The 20,681-nt window shown below is 40.3% G+C and carries 20 protein-coding genes, 15 tRNA genes, 1 rRNA gene and 3 pseudogenes (1 of these 39 running past the window's edge); 34 read left to right on the top strand and 5 right to left on the bottom strand.

Annotated elements, in window-relative coordinates:
* Nucleotides 1–137 precede the first annotated feature (137 nt).
* Nucleotides 138–1,940, top strand: coding sequence for a glutamine--fructose-6-phosphate transaminase (isomerizing) (gene glmS, locus ACH33_RS17330; protein WP_057900107.1), 1,803 nt, complete (start codon nucleotides 138–140; stop codon nucleotides 1,938–1,940).
* Between the two features lie 44 nt (nucleotides 1,941–1,984).
* The gene (locus ACH33_RS19775; RefSeq protein WP_162265059.1) at nucleotides 1,985–2,188 is read left to right on the top strand and encodes a hypothetical protein; all 204 of its coding nucleotides are present in this window, start codon (nucleotides 1,985–1,987) and stop codon (nucleotides 2,186–2,188) included.
* Nucleotides 2,189–2,357: 169 nt separating this feature from the next.
* Here ACH33_RS19775 and ACH33_RS17325 read toward each other — a convergent pair whose 3' ends face one another.
* The 3 genes and pseudogenes from ACH33_RS17325 to ACH33_RS20425 form a co-directional block, all read right to left on the bottom strand.
* Complete coding sequence (locus ACH33_RS17325) at nucleotides 2,358–3,023, bottom strand: hypothetical protein (RefSeq protein WP_057900106.1); 666 nt, start codon at nucleotides 3,021–3,023, stop codon at nucleotides 2,358–2,360.
* A gap of 412 nt (nucleotides 3,024–3,435) precedes the next feature.
* Nucleotides 3,436–3,612 (bottom strand): annotated as a pseudogene (locus ACH33_RS20265) (ATP-binding protein); the annotation flags it as partial.
* A 96-nt stretch (nucleotides 3,613–3,708) separates the two neighbouring features.
* Nucleotides 3,709–3,960: pseudogene (locus ACH33_RS20425) on the bottom strand (transposase); the annotation flags it as partial.
* A 171-nt stretch (nucleotides 3,961–4,131) separates the two neighbouring features.
* Here ACH33_RS20425 and ACH33_RS17315 point away from each other — a divergent pair.
* The 6 genes from ACH33_RS17315 (at nucleotide 4,132) to ACH33_RS17290 (ending at nucleotide 9,577) form a co-directional block, all read left to right on the top strand.
* Complete coding sequence (locus ACH33_RS17315; RefSeq protein ID WP_057900104.1) at nucleotides 4,132–4,845, top strand: response regulator transcription factor; 714 nt, start codon at nucleotides 4,132–4,134, stop codon at nucleotides 4,843–4,845.
* A complete protein-coding gene (locus ACH33_RS17310; protein ID WP_057900103.1) occupies nucleotides 4,835–5,866 on the top strand; it encodes a sensor histidine kinase in 1,032 nt (343 codons plus the stop codon). The genes ACH33_RS17315 and ACH33_RS17310 overlap by 11 nt, the downstream gene beginning before the upstream one ends.
* A gap of 83 nt (nucleotides 5,867–5,949) precedes the next feature.
* The gene (locus tag ACH33_RS17305) at nucleotides 5,950–6,870 is read left to right on the top strand and encodes an ABC transporter ATP-binding protein (RefSeq protein ID WP_057900102.1); all 921 of its coding nucleotides are present in this window, start codon (nucleotides 5,950–5,952) and stop codon (nucleotides 6,868–6,870) included.
* Nucleotides 6,863–7,600 (top strand): ABC transporter permease, encoded by a 738-nt coding sequence (locus ACH33_RS17300; protein ID WP_057900101.1) that lies wholly within the window; start codon nucleotides 6,863–6,865, stop codon nucleotides 7,598–7,600. The genes ACH33_RS17305 and ACH33_RS17300 overlap by 8 nt, the downstream gene beginning before the upstream one ends.
* A gap of 45 nt (nucleotides 7,601–7,645) precedes the next feature.
* Entirely contained in the window at nucleotides 7,646–8,443 is a 798-nt protein-coding gene (bacA, locus tag ACH33_RS17295) for an undecaprenyl-diphosphate phosphatase (RefSeq protein WP_057900449.1), read from the top strand.
* Between the two features lie 825 nt (nucleotides 8,444–9,268).
* On the top strand, nucleotides 9,269–9,577 hold the full coding sequence (locus ACH33_RS17290; RefSeq protein ID WP_322787685.1) for a GNAT family N-acetyltransferase: 309 nt from the start codon (nucleotides 9,269–9,271) through the stop codon (nucleotides 9,575–9,577).
* Between the two features lie 162 nt (nucleotides 9,578–9,739).
* Here ACH33_RS17290 and ACH33_RS20255 read toward each other — a convergent pair.
* Nucleotides 9,740–9,871 (bottom strand): annotated as a pseudogene (locus tag ACH33_RS20255) (IS256 family transposase); the annotation flags it as partial.
* 310 nt (nucleotides 9,872–10,181) lie between these two features.
* On the opposite strand from ACH33_RS20255, the gene ACH33_RS17285 reads away from it, so the two are divergent.
* The 7 genes from ACH33_RS17285 to ACH33_RS17265 all read left to right on the top strand — a co-directional run bounded on the left by ACH33_RS17285 (nucleotide 10,182) and on the right by ACH33_RS17265 (nucleotide 14,533).
* Entirely contained in the window at nucleotides 10,182–10,475 is a 294-nt protein-coding gene (locus tag ACH33_RS17285) for a hypothetical protein (RefSeq protein WP_057900100.1), read from the top strand.
* 95 nt (nucleotides 10,476–10,570) lie between these two features.
* Complete coding sequence (locus ACH33_RS17280; RefSeq protein ID WP_057900099.1) at nucleotides 10,571–10,930, top strand: DUF3139 domain-containing protein; 360 nt, start codon at nucleotides 10,571–10,573, stop codon at nucleotides 10,928–10,930.
* 21 nt (nucleotides 10,931–10,951) lie between these two features.
* On the top strand, nucleotides 10,952–11,191 hold the full coding sequence (locus tag ACH33_RS20620) for a fumarylacetoacetate hydrolase family protein (protein WP_412674557.1): 240 nt from the start codon (nucleotides 10,952–10,954) through the stop codon (nucleotides 11,189–11,191).
* Nucleotides 11,192–11,518: 327 nt separating this feature from the next.
* Nucleotides 11,519–12,058, top strand: coding sequence for a peroxiredoxin (locus ACH33_RS17275; RefSeq protein WP_057900098.1), 540 nt, complete (start codon nucleotides 11,519–11,521; stop codon nucleotides 12,056–12,058).
* 605 nt (nucleotides 12,059–12,663) lie between these two features.
* The gene (locus tag ACH33_RS19915; RefSeq protein ID WP_082706125.1) at nucleotides 12,664–12,864 is read left to right on the top strand and encodes a hypothetical protein; all 201 of its coding nucleotides are present in this window, start codon (nucleotides 12,664–12,666) and stop codon (nucleotides 12,862–12,864) included.
* Nucleotides 12,865–13,436: 572 nt separating this feature from the next.
* A complete protein-coding gene (locus ACH33_RS17270; RefSeq protein WP_236781922.1) occupies nucleotides 13,437–13,919 on the top strand; it encodes a hypothetical protein in 483 nt (160 codons plus the stop codon).
* A gap of 59 nt (nucleotides 13,920–13,978) precedes the next feature.
* On the top strand, nucleotides 13,979–14,533 hold the full coding sequence (locus ACH33_RS17265) for a beta-class carbonic anhydrase (protein ID WP_057900096.1): 555 nt from the start codon (nucleotides 13,979–13,981) through the stop codon (nucleotides 14,531–14,533).
* A gap of 202 nt (nucleotides 14,534–14,735) precedes the next feature.
* On the opposite strand, the gene ACH33_RS17260 is transcribed toward ACH33_RS17265, so the two are convergent.
* Nucleotides 14,736–16,103 (bottom strand): alanine/glycine:cation symporter family protein, encoded by a 1,368-nt coding sequence (locus ACH33_RS17260; protein ID WP_057900095.1) that lies wholly within the window; start codon nucleotides 16,101–16,103, stop codon nucleotides 14,736–14,738.
* A 180-nt stretch (nucleotides 16,104–16,283) separates the two neighbouring features.
* On the opposite strand from ACH33_RS17260, the gene ACH33_RS17255 reads away from it, so the two are divergent.
* From ACH33_RS17255 to ACH33_RS17175, 19 genes are all read left to right on the top strand, one after another.
* On the top strand, nucleotides 16,284–17,075 hold the full coding sequence (locus ACH33_RS17255; protein WP_057900094.1) for an enoyl-CoA hydratase/isomerase family protein: 792 nt from the start codon (nucleotides 16,284–16,286) through the stop codon (nucleotides 17,073–17,075).
* Between the two features lie 111 nt (nucleotides 17,076–17,186).
* Nucleotides 17,187–17,312, top strand: a complete 126-nt coding sequence (locus tag ACH33_RS20420; protein ID WP_257721580.1) for a hypothetical protein — start codon at nucleotides 17,187–17,189, stop codon at nucleotides 17,310–17,312.
* A 93-nt stretch (nucleotides 17,313–17,405) separates the two neighbouring features.
* A complete protein-coding gene (locus ACH33_RS17250; RefSeq protein WP_057900093.1) occupies nucleotides 17,406–17,969 on the top strand; it encodes a ribonuclease H-like YkuK family protein in 564 nt (187 codons plus the stop codon).
* A 150-nt stretch (nucleotides 17,970–18,119) separates the two neighbouring features.
* Nucleotides 18,120–18,195: transfer RNA gene (locus ACH33_RS17245), tRNA-Asn, on the top strand.
* Nucleotides 18,196–18,199: 4 nt separating this feature from the next.
* A tRNA-Glu gene (locus tag ACH33_RS17240) sits at nucleotides 18,200–18,276 on the top strand.
* A 3-nt stretch (nucleotides 18,277–18,279) separates the two neighbouring features.
* Nucleotides 18,280–18,355, top strand: a tRNA-Val gene (locus ACH33_RS17235).
* Nucleotides 18,356–18,390: 35 nt separating this feature from the next.
* Nucleotides 18,391–18,466: transfer RNA gene (locus ACH33_RS17230), tRNA-Thr, on the top strand.
* A 10-nt stretch (nucleotides 18,467–18,476) separates the two neighbouring features.
* Nucleotides 18,477–18,553 (top strand) — tRNA-Asp (locus ACH33_RS17225).
* A 28-nt stretch (nucleotides 18,554–18,581) separates the two neighbouring features.
* Nucleotides 18,582–18,657 (top strand) — tRNA-Phe (locus tag ACH33_RS17220).
* A 55-nt stretch (nucleotides 18,658–18,712) separates the two neighbouring features.
* Nucleotides 18,713–18,797, top strand: a tRNA-Tyr gene (locus ACH33_RS17215).
* Between the two features lie 7 nt (nucleotides 18,798–18,804).
* A tRNA-Gln gene (locus ACH33_RS17210) sits at nucleotides 18,805–18,879 on the top strand.
* A 67-nt stretch (nucleotides 18,880–18,946) separates the two neighbouring features.
* Nucleotides 18,947–19,022: transfer RNA gene (locus ACH33_RS17205), tRNA-Lys, on the top strand.
* A 7-nt stretch (nucleotides 19,023–19,029) separates the two neighbouring features.
* A tRNA-Gly gene (locus ACH33_RS17200) sits at nucleotides 19,030–19,105 on the top strand.
* 33 nt (nucleotides 19,106–19,138) lie between these two features.
* Nucleotides 19,139–19,227 (top strand) — tRNA-Leu (locus ACH33_RS17195).
* Nucleotides 19,228–19,251: 24 nt separating this feature from the next.
* A tRNA-Arg gene (locus tag ACH33_RS17190) sits at nucleotides 19,252–19,328 on the top strand.
* Between the two features lie 7 nt (nucleotides 19,329–19,335).
* Nucleotides 19,336–19,412 (top strand) — tRNA-Pro (locus tag ACH33_RS17185).
* Nucleotides 19,413–19,454: 42 nt separating this feature from the next.
* Nucleotides 19,455–19,515, top strand: a tRNA-Glu gene (locus ACH33_RS19560).
* Nucleotides 19,516–19,527: 12 nt separating this feature from the next.
* Nucleotides 19,528–19,601 (top strand) — tRNA-Ile (locus ACH33_RS17180).
* 261 nt (nucleotides 19,602–19,862) lie between these two features.
* A 16S ribosomal RNA gene (locus tag ACH33_RS17175) occupies nucleotides 19,863–20,681 on the top strand (it continues 722 nt past the right edge of the window).

The raw sequence follows: 20,681 nt of genomic DNA, 5'->3' as shown, positions 1-20,681 counted from the left end.
ATGGAATACGGGTATGTGTGTAGGGGGATTTTTAAAATAATACAAAAGACAATGGCAGACGGGGGCACGCCCTGTCTGAAAGCAAGGAATAAGGATAGCGTGTTGCCCCTGTCTTGAAAGGGGAACGTAAATAAGTTATGTGTGGAATTGTAGGATATATCGGAACACAGGATACGAAAGAAATCTTGCTTCAGGGTTTGGAGAAACTCGAATATAGAGGATATGATTCCGCGGGAATTGCCGTAGTAAACGGAGAAGGGGTACGCATCTTTAAGGAAAAGGGACGCATCGCCGCGCTGCGCGATATTGTCGATTATAATACGCATGGAACAGTTGGTATTGGACACACTCGCTGGGCGACGCATGGCGTGCCAAATCGTGTAAATGCGCACCCGCACCAAAGTAGTTCTTCCCGCTTTACGCTTGTGCACAACGGTGTAATTGAGAACTATGAACACCTTAAGCGTGATTTCTTATCCAGTCATTCATTCATCAGCGACACGGACACGGAAGTTATCGTGCAGTTGGTGGAGAAATTCGTGGAGGAAGGTTTGTCCGTTGAGGAAGCTTTCCGCAAAACATTGAAAAACTTGAAAGGTTCGTATGCCATTGCTCTGTTGGATGAAGAGAATCCGGATGTTATTTATGTGGCGAAAAACAAAAGCCCGCTGCTCGTTGGCCTTGGGGACGGCTGCAATGTGGTGGCCAGCGATGCAATGGCAATGCTACAGGTAACAGACACATTCGTTGAATTGATGGACGAAGAAATTGTTGTCGTAATGAAAGATAGCTTAACGATCAAGGATCTGGACGGCAATGTAGTTTCCCGTGAGCCATTCGTGGTGGAAATCGATGTCAGCGATATTGAGAAAGGTACGTATCCGCACTACATGCTGAAAGAAATTGATGAGCAGCCGTTTGTTATTCGCAATATTATCCAGCAATATCAGGATGAAAACGGAAACTTGAAGCTGGATGCATCCATTCGTCAGGCAATGCAGGATGCTGACCGCATTTATATTATAGCCTGCGGCACGAGCTATCATGCAGGATTGGTGGGCAAACAATTCATTGAGAAGCTGGCTGGCATTCCGGTTGAAGTGCATATTGCCAGTGAATTTTCATATAATATGCCACTTTTGAGCCAGAAGCCGTTGTTTATTTTCATTTCCCAAAGCGGTGAGACGGCGGATAGTCGCGCCGTGCTAGTGCAAGTGAAAAAGCTAGGACATAAGGCGCTGACAATTACGAACGTGCCGGGTTCCACGCTGTCACGTGAAGCAGACTATACGTTGCCGCTGTATGCGGGACCAGAAATCGCGGTAGCCTCGACGAAAGCATATACCGCGCAACTGGCTGTACTTGCGATTCTTGCGGTGGATACAGCCATTGCCAAAGGGTTAAGGCCCGATTTCGATTTGCTGAAAGAGCTGGGTATTGTGGCGAATGCGATGGAGACACTGTGTGATAGTAAGGAAGAGATGAAAAGAGTAGCGGATGAGTTCTTGAGCATACATCGCAACGCATTCTTTATCGGGCGTGGTTTAGACTTCTACGTATGTCTGGAAGGTGCGTTGAAGCTGAAAGAGATTTCTTATATTCAAGCGGAAGGCTTTGCTGCTGGCGAACTGAAGCACGGCCCGATTGCGCTGATTGAGAATGATACACCGGTAATTGCACTATCAACGCAGAAGCGCCTGGATTTGAATATCCGTGGTAACGTGAAAGAAGTTGTGGCACGCGGCGCAAATCCGTGCATCATCAGCATGCAGGGGATGGAAGAGGTGGGCGACCGCTTCGTCATTCCAGCCGTACATGAGCTTTTGACACCGCTTGTGTCGGTGATTCCGCTGCAGTTGATCTCGTACTATGCGGCACTGCACCGCGGCTGCGACGTGGATAAACCACGTAATCTGGCCAAGTCGGTTACGGTGGAATAATAGCTTGAAAAGTATATACGAATTGTTGTAGAGTGAAAAAATAGTTGTTTAAAAATCGCACGTCACAGGAGTATAATGGAAAAAACTCCTGGCGTGCGGTTTTTTATTTTCAAGCTAAATTTGGAATGGGGATTACTATGGAACAATCAACAATTCGCTTTCCCTCTTTCCCTCGTACGGAACCACCCAAAGATTTTGTTTTTAGTGTTGTAAAAGTCTTTAGAAAATATGAAGAGAAAATCATATAAATCTGAGTTGATGTCTTAACTATTGTATTTCATAAAAATCAATCGGAGATTGAACAAGCAGTACAAAAGTTTTTTCTATTTATGCACTCTTATCCTGAACGTGTTTTAAAGCGTATCGGCTGTATATGGTAAGAGATCAGACAAGATGTATATAATATCAAAATTATATTTATAGACCACCAAATAGGTATGATAAGATATTTGAATTTCTAATTATAAACATGATGAATAACGTCGATGTAAAAATTCGCAACCTTTGTTTTTGATTTGTTGGCAATATAATAAACAGAATGACAGAAAACAGAATTTCAAATCCATGAGTTATTGCAAACGTATACGTATAAAAAAACGGATAGCCTGTTGAAACAAGTAAACCAATAGGCATTGCGGCACAAAACGCTGCAATCCATCCGTTTCCTCTGCTAAACCATACGATATAGGCTGCTATTGGTGATGCTAACGCAATTACACCCCAATGGATAAAGTAATAGGTAGGGAAAAAACCAAATAACCACATTGAATATATATAATACATTAACAACATTCCGACAAAAAATGCAAAAACTTTTATGGCACCAATTCTTGGATTATTGCTCCATACAGCAATAATTGTAGCCAGGAGAACCCATATACCTAATCTGGTGGTTATGTCACTTATAATACCAAGAATATATCCTAATAACCCATTTGAAGGGATTGTATCACTATATTTTGATATAAAACCAAGAAGCACTCCGAAAGAAAAGGATAACAGTACTTGTAAAGTTTTTTGTTGCATTGTTATTGAAGCCGTTTGTTCTCCCCTTATTTTGCTCAAAAGTTCTATTATCGACAAATTCACTGACCTCCTACTCCTCGATAATATAAACAATCCTTATTGAAAATCATAAAGAATTCTTTCGAACGTTTTTTATCTGGAATATATGGTTTGTGTTAATCGAATATAAACATTGATAATTAACAATAGCCTAATTAAAAAATATTTTTCCTTTTCTTGGGAGGATAATCATAGATACTCCTCATTATATCACGCCAATAATTTGAGCAATACTTGCTAAGCAGGAACTTGTTCACTATAATAAAGTTATTTTTACAAGCAAGCACATAAGCCAATAAAGAGTGCTTTTTTTCATATGGATGAGGTTTTGATTTATAAAAAAAGCGAAACATTGCCCATATGAAATAGTACTTTTTTTGTGTGGCCGTCAAGTACGTTTGAACACTTTTTGCTAAATAACTTTGAACACTTAGTTGTTACCAAATATGGTTGGCCGATGTTTAATACGATAACTTTCTCCATGTAAATGAATGACTTCGCCTTTATGGACGAGTCGGTCTAAAATAACGGTGGCGATGGCTGGATCGTAAAGTAGCTCTCCCCAGTCCTTCGGTCCTTTATTGGACGTAACGATCAAAGAGGTTTGCTCTTCTAACGTAAAGGACTCTAGTTTTGTATTAACAGGCAAACCTTTGAGAAAAGCTGTATGAAGAAAAAAAACTTCGGTTCTCCACCAGGTGGCTGCACGTGAAAACGTTGAAAGATGAGGAACATAGGGAAGTCCAACTATCCAGCACCAATAGGGATAACTACTAAGGAACCTAACAAGCTTCTGTAAGGAAGCAATCCCGAAATCCGTCTTGATAATGAAACATTTCAACATGGATGTTCTTGGGACGGCAGGTCTTCCTGTTACATACGTGGTCTCAGGAATATTAGGACAATCTAAAAACGTTAACGCATGTTGTAAAACAGGGTCTTTGATTGCAAACATTGCATGCTCCATAGAAAAATTGGGCATCATGGGAGTATCTACCTCTTTGGTTCATGGGTTTTTGAGTACTTACCATTCTTTCCAAACAGGTAGGTTTTTTATTGCCCATTATTTAGAGATTATACGTTTTGCAACACCCTCAATTTAATAAAATAAGAAATAGGTGAAAATATGGAAGATATTCGAGTACTCATAGCTGATGATGACAAAGAAATTAGAGATTTATTGAAAATATATCTAGAAAGAGAATGGTATGAAGTAGATGTGGCAGCAAATGGAAAGGAGGCCCTTTCTTTATTTGAGACGAATACATACAATTTAATCATCTTAGATCTAATGATGCCGAAAGTTGATGGTATAGAGGTATGCAGAAGACTTAGAAATAAAACGAATGTGCCTATACTTATGCTCACTGCAAAGGATCACGAGGTAGATAAAATTTTAGGTTTAAGTATAGGAGCAGATGATTATATCACTAAGCCTTTTAGCATCAATGAAGTGGTTGCGAGAATCAAGGCTCTTATGAGAAGGTTTTTGGTATTAGGCAGTAATGACAGTTCTCATGAAGAATCTCTTTTAAGATTTAAAGGCTTAACGATTGATCTGAAAAAATGCACCGTTACGGTAGACGGTGAAGAAATATCATTAACGGCTAAGGAATTTGAACTCCTGAAGTTTTTTGCTTCCCATCCTGAACAAGTATTTACAAAAACACAACTGTTTCGCCATGTTTGGAATAGCAATTATATAGAAGATGACAATACAGTCATGGTACACATTAGAAAGCTTAGAAAGAAAATAGAAAAAGATCCCTCTAATCCTCAATTTATTCAAACGATTTGGGGTATAGGGTATAAGTTTATGGGTGAAAAAGATGAATCATGACAAATATATTTTCCTTATTATCCTTCAATTCATAGTGATTACCGGGCTTTTCTTGATAGATATTAAGGAAAGTTTGGTAGGCCTGTTAAATGGGGCTTTATTTATTTTCTTATTTTCTGTGACGTTCATTCTTTTAATAAAGATACTTCATTCTCGTAAAAGGTTAAAGCACATCGTTGAGGAGTTAAGACGAGCCATGAACGGGAACTTAAAGACAAGATTACTAGCTAAGGACGATCATCTATTGAATGAAGTCATTTTTTTAATTAATGAATTACTTGAACAATTAGAAAAAAATCAGATTGAAGCAATTAAATTCCATACAGCCAGAAGACGTCTTCTTTCAAGTATATCCCATGATATTCGAACCCCCCTTGCATCTATTATTGGATACATTGATGCCCTTCGAGATAATATAGCGGCTTCAGAGGATGAAAAACGTGAATATCTTGAGATTCTCTCTAAGAAATCCAATAATTTAAAGCAATTGATAGATGAAATTTTTGTCATGGCAAAGCTTGACGCTGATGAGATCCCATTGAAAGTAGAATCCCTGGATCTATCAGAATTTGTCAGAGAAACATTAATTGAGTTTTTGCCTAAATTGAAGAATGATCATGTACAGCTACATTTAAATATCCCTGAAAAAAAATGTTTTGTCATGGCGGATCGTTTGAGTCTTATCCGCATCATTCGGAATTTAATCAAGAACGCATTGGAATATGGGAGAGATGGAAACATCTTAGGGGTAGAGCTTATAGAAAAAACGGACGAATATCATTTGCTTATTTGGGATCAGGGACCTGGTATTCCAAAAAAGGATCTTGAATTCGTGTTTGAAAGAATGTATCGAGGTGATCAAGCCAGAAGTTCTTTTCATGGGGGGAGTGGCCTAGGCCTTTCTATTGCAAAAGCGCTTGTAGAGAAAAACGGTGGAACAATATGGGTAGAGAGTAGTCCGTGGGAAAAAACTACGTTTGGTTTTTCAGTACCAAAACATAAGCACTCGAACGGATTTTAAGAAATAGTTAAGAAACAGATAAGAAGCAATTAAAAAAGCCTTCTTATAATGTAACTAAGTTTACTGAAAGAGGGTGCATCATATTGAGTGTAATCATAAAAACGGCCAATCTAACAAAGAAGTATGACAACCAAGTATCAGTCGATCATGTTAATATGACTGTAAATCAAGGAGAGATTTACGGTTTTCTTGGCCGAAATGGTGCGGGGAAAACGACTACGATCAGAATGTTATTAGGGTTGATTAAACCTACCTCTGGAAAAATTGAAATATTTGGAGAAGATTTGTTTAAAAATCAGAAGGAGATTTTAAGGAGAATCGGGTCAATGGTTGAAGTGCCTGGTTTTTATGGAAATCTTACGGCAAAAGAAAATTTACTCATTAATGCTAAAATTATGGGCGTTCACAAGAGAAATGCTATTGAAGAAGTGCTGGAAATTGTAGGACTTCAAAATGAGACGAAAAAGCTCGTGGATAAATATTCTTTAGGAATGAAGCAAAGATTAGGGATTGCCAGGGCTCTTCTCCATTATCCCGAACTATTAATATTAGATGAACCTACTAATGGATTGGATCCGATTGGCATTAAGGAAATACGGCACCTTATTAAATCATTGGCTGAAGAAAGAAAGATTACCATATTAATTTCGAGCCATATTTTATCAGAAATAGAACAGTTGGCAGATACAATGGGGATCATTCATGAAGGAAAGCTCCTAGAAGAGATAACAGCTGATGAACTAAGGAAAAGAAATTGTAGATACATAGAGTTTCAAGTATCTAACGACAATAAAGCAGTGATGCTCCTAGAGAAGAATTTTCATATTTTTGATTATGAAGTTCATGAAGAAGGAAATATCCGCGTCTATTCGCATCTCGGACAACAGGGAAAAATCAATAAATTATTTGTGCAAAATGATATTGAAGTATACAAGATTACAATGAGCGAAGACAAATTAGAAGACTACTTTACCAAATTAGTTGGGGGTGGTACAATTGATTAATTTATTATATACGGAACTATTAAAGTTAAAACGCTCTAAGATGTTCCTCATTAGCGTTCTCGGAGCAGCGGTAGCCCCCTTTATGGTGGTAGTTGCATCCTATATTTATATGAAGACTGAGGATTCACATCAGATCATTACATTTCCTGAGCTTTTTTCCGAAACGAATTTGTATACGGTTTTATTAATCGGTGTTCCTTTATATGGAGTCGTTTCAGCCTATCTTTTTAACCGTGAATATTTAGAAGATACTTTGAAAAACCTTTTAACCATCCCCGTGTCACGAATAAGCCTTATTATGAGCAAATTAATCATCCTATTCATGTGGATCATGTTCCTAACTTTCGTTGCCTGGGGATTAACTTTATTTTTAGGGGTATTAGGACAGTTTCAAGGTTTAAGTCCCTTATTAATCGTTAAGTCTTTGGGGAATTTTATGACAGGCGGGCTCCTTCTTTTTATATTATCAACTCCAATTGTACTTGTAGCAGTTGTCATGAAGAATTATGTACCAACCATTATTTTTACAATCGTGATCACCTTGATAAACGTTATGAGTGGAAATTCGGAACATAGGGGATTGTTTCCGTGGGCAGCAGCAGGAGATATTGCAAATGATACCCTTCAACCGACTTACCCTGCGGAAGTTTCTTATATTGCTATTTTTGCTACATTTATCATTGGATTGATTGCAACCATCGTCTACTTTAAAAAGGTGGATATTCATTGAAGAATCATAACTACATGAATGTATCCAGGAGAGAAATGATGAATGATAAACGATCTATTAATTGCCTTTATATTAGGAATTGTTGAAGGTTTAGCTGAGTTTTTACCGATTTCTTCTACAGGTCATCTAATATTAGTTGGCCATTTATTGGGTTTTGAAGATGAAAGATCAAAAACGTTCGAAATTGTTATACAGTTAGGGGCAATACTGGCTATCTCCATCTTATATCGCAAGCGTCTCGTTTCTTTATTTAATATTAAGCCCATTTTAAAGAAAGAAAAGAAATTCAATGCAATACACATCATACTAGGTGTTTTCCCTGCGGTAATCGCTGGTTTATTGTTGCATGATGTCATAAAAAACTATTTATTTCGTCCAAACACTGTGGTGATCGGACTCGTAGCAGGGGCTATTCTTATGATTATTGCAGAAAAGAAGAAACTTAAACCTGCCTCCTATTCCTTAGATGACTTAACTTATCGACAGGCATTAACAATTGGCTTATTTCAATGTCTATCAGTATATCCTGGTTTTTCAAGGGCAGGGGCAACGATCTCTGGTGGATTATTGGCAAGAGCTAGTTATAAAACAGCATCAGAATTTTCATTTTTAATTGCTATTCCTATTATGATTGGAGCAACAGGCTTGGACTTACTAAAAAGTTGGAATTACTTAAGTACAAGTGATATACCAATGTTTGCAGTAGGTTTCGTTACTTCCTTTGTTGTGGCAATGCTGGCAGTTGTAACGTTCTTAAGGATACTTGAAAAATTGGGGTTAACACCTTTTGCATATTATCGTATGGTGTTAGCTATTGTGTTTACGATATTTGTATTGCTTTAAAAGTACATTTTGATATTAAAAATTGGATGCTGTTTTAAAAACACTGTATTATCCTACTAATCAGAGTGCTTTTGTTTTAGAACGGGAACAAAATGATTAAACCTTGCTCCAAAGCTACAAATGTTATCGAGCAATAAAAAAGTCGTTTAAAAAAACACACGTTATGGAGTAAAATGGAAATAACTCCGAACGTGTGTTTTTTTGTAAGGTGATTTTGTTGGCGAATGTGAAAAATTGATAAAAATTATTCCTTCTGGATTAAGTACAATTTCATCCATTATACAGTTTATCCTATTATTTGTTATATTTATTGTTTCGATTTTAATTACACATGTTTTAAGTAAACGAATAAAATAGTTTTAATATTTTATTTTTAACTCTTTATACAAAAGAGAAAATTCGTGATGTTATATCATCATATTTTGTATATAAATTTATAAAAAGGGGAGTATTTCTAAAATTACGGCTGGGACAATGTTACTTTCACCTATTTGTGTATTTGCACAGGAAAACACACAAGATATAAATTTGAAAAATGCACAATCTTGTCCAGAACGAGTACTACGTCGTATTGGCTGTTAAACTGTCAATTGGAATGTATATAGTAAAAAGAGATATTTGAATAAGGGTAAAATCTAAAATAAACGGTAACAGGGGGAAGATAGAATGAATGTACCAACCTTTAAAATCAAAGAAGTAACCGAAGAAATGTTGCCAGAATTAAAAAAATTAATGTTAAAGTACATAGTGGATTTTTATAAGTGTCCCTAACCCACAGATGAAAATTTAACAAATCACGTATTATATCTTCTTGAAAATCCCCAGATGGGAAAACAATTTATGATCCAGGTGGACAATAAATCTGCTGGCTTTGCGACTTTGTATTATACATTTAGCACGACTAAGGTTGCTAAAATAGCTATACTTAACGACTTGTATATTGATAGCGACTACAGGAAACAAGAATTTGGAGAAGAACTTTTTAAATTTTGCTTAAGTTATACAAGGGAAAATAACTTTAGCACCATGTCCTGGAAGACAGCAGTTGATAATTATGTAGCACAATCTCTTTATGATAAGATGGGCGGTATGAATACTAACCAAAAGTGGATTAATTATGAAATTATACTATAACCGAGTTGTGTAAATGAATTTTGAAACTCGTACTCCTATAACCGATCGCTTGTTAATCTTTCAAGAAAAAGAGGTCACAAATTTACATGCATTACCATTATATAGAGGGAATTTTATTAAAAATTCTCTCCTATTTTTTACAATGTAAATAGGGAGTTGATTCTACTCTCCATATTTTTGTTTAAATTTGTCTTGCAATGCCATATAAGCCGAGGCGAATCCCTTTAGCTTGCGGGTAGACCAACGTTCCTGTAAGTCTTGCAGCGCAAGGAAACCGATTTTCTCTGCTGCTTTTGCTTCAGAAGCAGAAAATAATCATGCAATGTTCGCAATCAAAGACCCTGTTTTACAACATGTGTTAACGTTTTTAGATTGTCCTAATATTCCTGAGACCACGTATGTAACAGGAAGACCTGCCGTCCCAAGAACATTCTTTTCTGTTGTTTAAAGAACAAACTTGCTCTTGAGCAGCCTCGCTGGTACGGAAAAAATCGTTATCATTTTCACTGCCAGTTGTGTACTATTATTCATAATATTTTATTTTTATATTATTTTTGTAATATAATCAAAATTATAGAAATCAATGTATACTAAAAGGAGAAATATGTGGACTTTATTAGAGCTAATACGTGTTGTTTTAGTTTTGGTTATTGGAAACGCCATACTATGGATTTTAGAAAGAAGTGTATATGTCGCACTTGGTGTAAATGTAGAAAGTAATCTTTACCTAGTATTAACCAGTATTGCAAACCTGCTTATTATTTTTATTCTGTATAGAAATAAATTACAGTTTTTAGGCTGGTATAAAGGGAATAAAAATCGCCTCCCTAAAGCAACAACAATCTTCTTTTTACTATCAGCTGCGTGTTGCCTATTTATAATTCCTTTTCTAACTTGAAATCTCCCGGAAAATCCGGGAGATATAATACTCTTTCTTGTGTAATATATGTATTATTATTTCCTTTATTTGAAAAATCTTCATTAGGAGGAAAAATGAAAAGTAAATTTATTGTAATTGTTTTTGTATTATTAATTCTTATCGGAGGAGGATTATTTTTAAAATTTCAATACGACCATTCCCTTCAAGAAATACAACAAAAAACAATGGAGTATTTAGTGAAAGATAAAAACTACAAAGAGAGTGATATAAAAAAAGTAGAAAGCGTACATACAAAAGGAGGGGACATGGGAGTCTTAGTTAAAGTTACGTTTGTTGACGAACCAGAAACTGAGTATTCTTACCAGTCTTATAACGGGAAAATAATTCAAATTGAAGTGAACGGAGAAAGAAAGGCTTATCCTAAAAGTAAACATGTAGAAACTAACAATAGCATGATAAAACAAATGAAGTAATGATGCGGGAATCAGTCATAAATCTCTTGGATTTTCGAGGGGGGGTATTTTTGTCCAAAAACACTCCCCTATATCTTTCGAGGCAGAGGATTCCCGTCGGCATTTCCTAAGGGTATAACAATAAAACCTGGTGATATGATCGCAACTGGAACACCTGAAGGTGTTGGTATGGGATTTGAACCTCCCCGTTTTTTGAAGTCAGGTGATGTCGTTGAAGTTGAAATTGAGAAGTTACGGGTTTTGAGAAATACAATTGCTTAAAACTGGATTTTGTAGTTCCATCGCAGGCCTTGAGGGAATGATATTTTCTTCAAGGTCTTTCTTTTTGTATTAATCACTTTTTCTGCGCACGTTGCCTATTCCTGCTGGATTGGATCTGTTGCTGTGGTATGTGCGGGAAGTGATAAGGATAGAACAGAGTATAAATAAGGAATACAGAATGCATTGAGCTGTGGTTTTTTATTTGTTCAGATAAAACCCTATATAAATTGAATATAATTTTTATTAGAAAACATTATTGACTTGTTTTATATTTCTATTTATAATTATTTCATATAAGAAATGAAAACTTAAATGGAGGTATTAATAATGGCAGATCGTCTTGTAGGTAAGAAAGCTCCAACTTTTACAATGGAAACAGTTTTAGGAAACGGTGAAGATTTTGGAAAGGTATCTTTAGAAGACTATCGCGGCAAGTGGTTGGTTCTGTTCTTTTACCCGATGGATTTCACGTTTGTATGTCCGACAGAAATTACCGCACTCAGCGATGCATATGAGCAGTTTGCCGAACTTGATGCAGATATTCTTGGTGTATCGACAGACTCCGTATATACGCACCGTGCATGGATTAACACGCCAAGGGAGCAAAACGGTCTTGGCAAGCTTAATTTCCCGCTCGCAGCCGACCTGACTCATAAAGTCTCCCATGATTATGGGGTTCTGGTTGAAGAACAGGGAGTTGCTCAGCGCGGATTGTTTATCATCGATCCGGAAGGCGAATTGAAATACCAAGTAGTTACGGACGACAATGTAGGGCGTTCTGTAGACGAGACGCTGCGCGTACTTCAAGCATTACAAGCAGGCGGTCTTTGCCCGGCCAACTGGAAGCCTGGAATGAAAACTTTATAAAGTGGAAGAGCCGTTACTATAACGGCCCTTGAGCGTGTAGACAAAGTACGGAAGGTACAAGGTTTACACGCTTTTTTGTTGAAATAAATATCATATCGAGATTTTATGCAGAATTTTTGCTTTCCAAGGTAAAAATTTTCTTCGTAGCTGACGAGTGGACAAGGGCCGTTGGTTTTTAAACGTTTGTTTAATTTTTTTGAAAGCGGGAAATTGCCGGGAATGGCGCGTCATTCAGACGTATTGGCGGAATTATAGCGCCGCTCCTTGTTGAGCAAGCATTGCATGTTTTTTGCCGTTATTTTATTGCGATTGGTGTGCTGGCAGTAGTTATGCTAGGATCGGAGACGCGTCATCAGGAATTGATTAGAAAAAGCGAAAGAAACAATGTTGGGACAAATGCAGGCTTATAGCATAGAGAAGCCTACGCATGTTTTTGCTTAGTTTGTAATCGGTTCGATCGTGGGAGCGAGGTAGATATTATTTGTAGACTCCTTTGGAAATGAGCGATCTATTCCTGTTATTTGTTTGGAAATTTTTTTATTGCAACCTGACATATACTTTTTCGTATAGGAAGGTAATCTGCTAACAAAGGAGATACGATTATTATGTCGCTTTTTAAAGACTTATTAAAAACGCTGATGGGTCGGAAAAAGTATGGTTATCATCGTTACAGTAGTAGTGATCACTATCACCGTTCCCACCATCATCCGTCCCATTATGATCACTCTCATTACGGCCATTCTCATTACAAAAGGAAACATAAGAGGCGCAGTTTCTTTTCCAGTGGTGGATTTTTTAGCAGCTAACTAGATAGAGTACGGGGCTTTGAAGCATCGCTGTTAATAATTGCATTTGCAACACTGGTCATAGCGGGGAACCTATTTCTATTCATTCCAGTATGAGCCGCCTTGTGGGACGTCTGTTGTGCATGACCGTCTTGGTGTTACCAGCACTAAGCGGTCTCTTTTTTATTTTATTGCTTTTCACTAACAACTATGGTGTCTTAATAATTTTATTTTAAAAAAGGTAGGAATGTATGTTCGTATTAAAGTCGGCAATTACGAGCGAAGAAACTGGTCGAAAGAAAATGGTACTCTCTATAGCGTGAGCGTTTCTAAAAAGTATACAGAAGGAAAGAACTGTGAATATCGTGGGCTATACATTGAAGTAAAGTATTTAACGCTGATTGTGTAGGGGTTTACAATATCTTACGCAAGTATCTGTGTCGGATCAGGGAACCGTATCCAGCAGTAGTGGCGTTGGACACGCCGGTGATTGATGTACCGATGGAATCAACATACATTCATTGGGAATCCGAAGCTCGCCAATTCATTGGCGATGTAGTTCACCGTGGACGTGTACAGTAAAAGGGGGACAAATGATGAAGGAGCCTGATAAGTGCATCGAACAAGAGCAAGTGCTCTCGTCCCATACAAAAGAACGCTGGTGGCGAAGAAGACGTGAAGTAGAAGAGTGGGAACAAAGAGAAAAGGGCATAAAAAAGGAAAAGCTGACCCTTCCTTTTTTAAATGACGAAGTGGATGTTGAATTGTTTCCCGCGCTTTCTTTGCTTAACAGTATGGGAATTGTGACGGAATATTCATGTGCGGGTGTTAGCGAATTGGATGATCCAGTAAGCCATTCGCTTTACGCGTATGTAACATTGCGCGAATCCGAAGCAGCTCAGGTATTTCTTGCTTATTTGCGCGGGAAAATGCGCCACCGCCTGCTTGTTGTATATGAGCCGGCTCGCAGACGATATGATATTTCTTCTTTTTATATTCGGCATAACCGTTCCTTTTGCTTTTTGTTATACCACTATGCGCTACAGTGGAAAAACACTTGTCCGATGGTGGAATGAAATCGTATACGTTATAATGAAATGAAAGCACTTATTTGAGTGGAGTAGGGGGAAACGTAATGTCTGTATTAGCAGAAATTATGGAGTATAATCGTAATTTTGTGGAAAATAAAAAATATGAAGAATTCCGAACGACAAAATATCCCGATAAAGGCATTGTTATTTTGACATGTATGGATACACGACTTATCGAGCTTTTGCCGCGCGCTATGAACTTGCGAAATGGTGATGCGAAGATTATTAAAAATGCAGGTGCAATGGTAACGCATCCTTTTGGAAGTATTATGAGAAGCATTTTGGTAGCGGTATATGAACTGCAGGCGAAAGAAGTGTTTGTCGTTGGTCATCATGATTGCGGAATGACAAGTTTGAAGCCCGGCTCTGTGCTTGAAAAAATGAAGCAAAGCGGTATCTCGGAGGACAGAATAGAAACGCTCCAGCATGCTGGTATCGAATTGGATAAGTGGCTGACCGGTTTTAATAGTGTAGCAGAGAGTGTTAAGCAGACGGTGTATAATATTAAGAAACATCCGCTATTTCCACCACATAGTGCGGTACATGGCCTGGTTATCCATCCGGAAACCGGGAAGCTGGATCTTGTAGTGAAGGGATAAGGGCAGAAGTTGACAGGCGCCTTTTTTGTAATGTTCCGTTCCATGCTATGGGTACTTGAGATACTGTGTAAGGCTAGTGTGGATTTTGGGATAAGAACGTGGGTAGGTAAATTCTAAATAAGGAAATGATTGCTGAACTCGAGGAACAATCGGTGTGAAACAGGATGAAAAGAGAGGCCTAACAGCCTCTCTTTTCATCTGGTTAAGCGTCTGCTTGTTTCGGTATGGAATCAGGAGATGTGTGTTTTACGTATTTACTGTAGTGTCGGGATTCAGCCACAACCACACCCGACAGGGCGAGCAGGCCGATTAAGTTTGGCAAAGCCATGAGACCGTTTAAAATATCGGCGATGGACCATACGAGTCCAAGCTTGGCCACCGCTCCAAGGAAAACGGTAAACGTATATATAAGCCGGTAGCCGAAAATCGCTTTCGTGCCGAAAAGATACCCAAAACATTTTTCTCCGTAATACGACCATCCAAGAATAGTAGAGTAGGCAAAGAAGATCAGACCGATAGTAACGATCCATCCGCCCGGCCCCGGCAGCATTTGATTGAATGCTTCCGTGGTTAAGGCGGCGCCTTCCAAACCTTTATTTGTATACAGGCCGCTCATAACCAGAGCAATACCAGTGATCGAACATACAACAATGGTGTCAAGAAACGTTCCGGTCATTGAGACAAGTGCCTGACGCCCTGGATGGTCAGTTTTGGCCGCTGCTGCCGCGATTGGTGCGGAGCCCATACCTGCTTCGTTGGAAAATACGCCGCGCGCTACACCGTAACGAATGACGGTGCCGATAGCGCCTCCTGCCATGGCTTGGCCGGTAAATGCATCGGTAAAAATAAGTCCAATTGCACCTGGTAATTTATCAACGTTAGTAAGAATAACAATAAGTCCACCAAGAACATAGACAATTGCCATAAAAGGGACGATAATACTTGCTGCACGTCCGATACTTTTAATTCCGCCAAGAATGACGAGCGCAGTAAGAACGGTGAGGACGGGACCTGTAATCCAAGGACTGATGCCAAAGCTGGCTTTTACGGATTCGGCAACTGAGTTGGATTGCACGGAGCTTCCGATACCGAACGCGGCGAACGAACCAAGCAGCGCGAAGCAGACAGCAAGCCATTTCCAGCCTAATCCACGTTCAATGTAGTACATTGGACCGCCAGACATTTCGCCGTTTTTGCCGTTGATACGGTATTTAACGGCAAGAATAGCTTCTGAATACTTGGTAGCCATGCCGAAAATGGCCGTAATCCACATCCAGAATACGGCGCCCGGCCCCCCGGCTACGACAGCAGTTGCGACCCCGGCGATATTACCCGTACCAATCGTCGCCGATAAAGCGGTCATTAGAGACTGAAAATGAGAAATATCGCCCTCCGATTTTTGATCTTGATTTTTGGAGAAAGCGAGCTTTAAAGCGTGAGGAAGTTCGGTAAATTGCAAGAATGATAGGCGGAACGTTAGATAAATTCCTGTTCCTACAAGCAGAATGAGCAAGGGCGGGCCCCATACGATAGTACTTACTTCCGATAGAAACTTTTCGAAGACTTCCATAGCAACCTCCCTACAATTTTTTCTAAAAATTTTCATTATTTATAAATTACATATAGACAATTCATTTGTCTAGTCTTACAGTTTGAATAAATAAGAATTATAATGAATTTAGATATTTAAGGAAGTGTCTTGTTTAAAAGTTATTCACAGCTGAATACAAGCAAATAATGAGGTGATCATTTGAAGTTAGAAATTAGTCGCTTTGAAGATGGAGCAAAAATTGTTTGGCAGGAGACGGCAGGATTAGCGATCGTAACCATTAAACGGCCGCAATCCAAGAACGCTATGACACCCGAGATGTGGAAGGTGCTCGCAGATATTGGGAAGAAAATAGAAAAAAACAAAAAAATCAAAACGGCAATTTTGCGGGGGGAAGGACCGCAGTTTACAGTTGGTTCCGACATTAAAGCGTTTCATAAAATGACGATTGAGGAAGCGAATGAAGCATTTGTTTTAATGGAAGATGCCATTTCTTCGTTCGAGTATTTACGTATTCCGACAATTGCATTTATCAATGGCCCGGCGATGGGAGCAGGTCTGGAGCTGGCGCTTTCCTGCGATTTACGTGTGGGAACGCCTAATGCGTTGTTGGGGATACCAATTGGAAAATTGGGAATTACGATTAGCCAGCGTTTCTCCCAGCGTCTAGTTAATTTAATCGGGCCGAGCCGGACGAAGGATTTGATTTTTACAGGGCGTTCATTTACAGGTGAGGAGGCGTACAGACTTGGCTTGTTAAATTATCTTGTTGAGGAGGAGAACGCAGAAAGCTTTGTATTGGAATTAGCACAGAAAATCGCTCGTGCTTCTATGAATTCGCTTCAAGCAGCAAAAGAAGCGGTAGCACGTTGTGTGCCGTTCACGGAAGTAGCATTTGGACACCGCGGATATCCACAGTACATTGACCCGATCGACTTTCCTGAAGGTGTAGCAGCCTTTGTGGAAAAGCGGGAACCACGTTTTAGAGGTTAAACAAAAAATTCGCATAAAATTTACGAAATTTTATAACTTTTTCCACTGGAATTGTTTCGTATTAGTGGTACAATAAATATAATTAAAAAACAAAGGAAAGGGGATGGCGGCATGCTCGGTGAAGATATGAAATGTAAGGAAATGGTCATCTTTATGCCGTGCTGTATCCGCCGTATGTTTACCGCGTTCCTTTCCGTGAAAAACACGTATAAAAACGCTGAAGCGACGATAAGGTAATAACAGGACTATCTCATACATGTGAGATGGTCTTTTTATTTTCTTGAAATAAAGCAACAATAAATGTAAGGAACGGAAGATAGGAGGGATACAATGGAAACGAAACGGGCTTATAAGCAAGGTGTGTTTTATAACATGAGTGAAAGATTTTTTAGTTTTGACGAAGTTTTTGAGCGTATCCTGCATTTTATTGCATATGATCCGCTGGCACGGTATTCCATGGCTATCGGTACAGACTCGCACGCGTATCAGACATATACAAAATTTACGTCCGCTGTGTTAATTCACCGCATTGGAAAAGGAGCTTGGGGCTGTCTGCGCGACTGTATCGTACCAAGGCGTATTGAGAGCCTACGGGAGAAAATATCACTGGAGACTTCGCTGAGTCAAGAGATTGCTTATTATATAACGCCGGAGATGATTGCCAAGATTTCGGACGTATTATTGCCATATGTGGAAAAAGGTGCGGATTTTACCATGTCGATTCACTTAGATATAGGAAAACAGGGATCGACAAAAGAATTAATTAAAGAGATGGTGGGAAGGATTCAGGCCATGGGAATTGAAGCAAAAATTAAACCCGATTCTTACGTAGCTTCCTGCTATGCGAACCGGTACACCAAACGTAGTTCAGTAGTAAAATTGAGCGTTACTTAATTTATCTGCAAATTTTTATTTATAAATTGCTCATTCGTTTTAAAAAAGTACTTGCTATCTTGGTTTGTACATGATATATTAAAAAACGTCACTGCTAATACTTCTTAAGGATGAAGGAGCAGTTGGATTGTTTCATAATTTGTTATTCATTCCGCAGTAGCTCAGTCGGTAGAGCAATCGGCTGTTAACCGATCGGTCGCTGGTTCGAGTCCGGCCTGCGGAGCCATTGTGGCCCGTTGGAGAAGTGGCTTAACTCACCAGCCTTTCACGCTGGCATTCAGGGGTTCGAATCCCCTACGGGTCACCATCTGGAGGGTTAGCTCAGCTGGGAGAGCATCTGCCTTACAAGCAGAGGGTCGGCGGTTCGATCCCGTCACCCTCCACCATCTATCCATTCCTTGAAAAAGAAAGCAAATAATATGCCGGTGTAGCTCAACTGGCAGAGCACCTGACTTGTAATCAGGGGGTTGAGGGTTCGATTCCTTTCGCCGGCACCATTTTTGATGCGGAGCCGTGGTGAAGTTGGAGTTCACGCCGGACTGTCACTCCGGAGGTCGCGGGTTCGAGTCCCGTCGGCTCCGCCATTTTATTTTTTTTAATATATGGTAATTTGGCTCGGTAGCTCAGTTGGTAGAGCAGAGGACTGAAAATCCTCGTGTCGGCGGTTCGATTCCGTCCCGAGCCACCATTTTTTGACCATAGATAGTTGGACAAGCTATTAATTATAATCAGATGGGGAATATGGAGGGGTAGCGAAGTGGCTAAACGCGGCGGACTGTAAATCCGCTCCCTCTGGGTTCGGCGGTTCGAATCCGTCCCCCTCCACCATTGAAGTTGGGGTATCGCCAAGCGGTAAGGCAACGGACTTTGACTCCGTCATTCCCTGGTTCGAATCCAGGTACCCCAGCCATTTTTATCGTAAATAACCGCGAAATTCTGTGGCGTTTGCGATATCAGGTCATCTTTGTTGTTTGTTGGAGCCATTAGCTCAGTTGGTAGAGCACCTGACTTTTAATCAGGGTGTCACTGGTTCGAGTCCAGTATGGCTCACCATTTTCATGCGGACATAGCTCAGTTGGTAGAGCACAACCTTGCCAAGGTTGGGGTCGCGAGTTCGAGTCTCGTTGTCCGCTCCATCTATAATATAAGAGCAAAGGCTCTTTTTTTATGCCGGGGTGGCGGAACTGGCAGACGCACAGGACTTAAAATCCTGCGGTAGGCGACTACCGTACCGGTTCGATTCCGGTCCTCGGCACCATTGATATAAGTGCAAAGGTATTTCGTGCCCGTAGCTCAACCGGATAGAGTGTCTGACTACGAATCAGAAGGTTGGGAGTTCGAGTCTCTCCGGGCACGCCATTTATTTCGGGAAGTGGCTCAGCTTGGTAGAGCACCTGGTTTGGGACCAGGGGGTCGCAGGTTCAAATCCTGTCTTCCCGACCACGTTTTTCTATGAAAAGCGATTGAATTGTTTTTTGTAAGTATTGTTCAATAGTAGAACATCAGCCTTTCAAGCTGAATACGTGAGTTCGATTCCTATCCTCCATACATAGATTTTGGGCCTATAGCTCAGTTGGTTAGAGCGCACGCCTGATAAGCGTGAGGTCGGCTGTTCAAGTCAGCCTAGGCCCATTAGATATTACAAAAAACTTTTTAAAAAAAGTGCTTGCAATTTATTTTTAGATATAATAGAATGAAAAAGTCGCCGCTAAAAAGAGGCGAAATAAAAGAAGTCCCTTGAAAACTGAACAGTGACACTCGTTTGTGTGCGAGGTAAATATCCCATGAAAGTGAAGGTCAGCTTCAAAGTTGATTTCAGGCACTTTTATGGGGCCCGAAAAACATTCTTTACTTTATGAGCTAGCTTACGAGCTTGCGTATCAATCTTCATCTTTTTTGGAGAGTTTGATCCTGGCTCAGGACGAACGCTGGCGGCGTGCCTAATACATGCAAGTCGAGCGAACCGATGGAGTGCTTGCATTCCTGAGGTTAGCGGCGGACGGGTGAGTAACACGTAGGCAACCTGCCTGTACGACCGGGATAACTCCGGGAAACCGGAGCTAATACCGGATAGGATGCCGAACCGCATGGTTCGGCATGGAAAGGCTTTTGAGCCGCGTACAGATGGGCCTGCGGCGCATTAGCTAGTTGGTGGGGTAACGGCCTACCAAGGCGACGATGCGTAGCCGACCTGAGAGGGTGAACGGCCACACTGGGACTGAGACACGGCCCAGACTCCTACGGGAGGCAGCAGTAGGGAATCTTCCGCAATGGACGAAAGTCTGACGGAGCAACGCCGCGTGAGTGAGGAAGGTCTTCGGATCGTAAAACTCTGTTGTCAGGGAAGAACCGCCGGGATGACCTCCCGGTCTGACGGTACCTGACGAGAAAGCCCCGGCTAACTACGTGCCAGCAGCCGCGGTAATACGTAGGGGGCAAGCGTTGTCCGGAATTATTGGGCGTAAAGCGCGCGCAGGCGGCTTCTTAAGTCAGGTGTGAAAGCCCACGGCTCAACCGTGGAGGGCCATCTGAAACTGGGGAGCTTGAGTGCAGGAGAGGAGAGCGGAATTCCACGTGTAGCGGTGAAATGCGTAGAGATGTGGAGGAACACCAGTGGCGAAGGCGGCTCTCTGGCCTGTAACTGACGCTGAGGCGCGAAAGCGTGGGGAGCAAACAGGATTAGATACCCTGGTAGTCCACGCCGTAAACGAT

It is taken from the genome of Aneurinibacillus sp. XH2, from assembly GCF_001439585.2.
GTDB lineage: Bacteria > Bacillota > Bacilli > Aneurinibacillales > Aneurinibacillaceae > Aneurinibacillus > Aneurinibacillus thermoaerophilus.
This window is presented reverse-complemented; position numbering and strand designations above follow the sequence as displayed.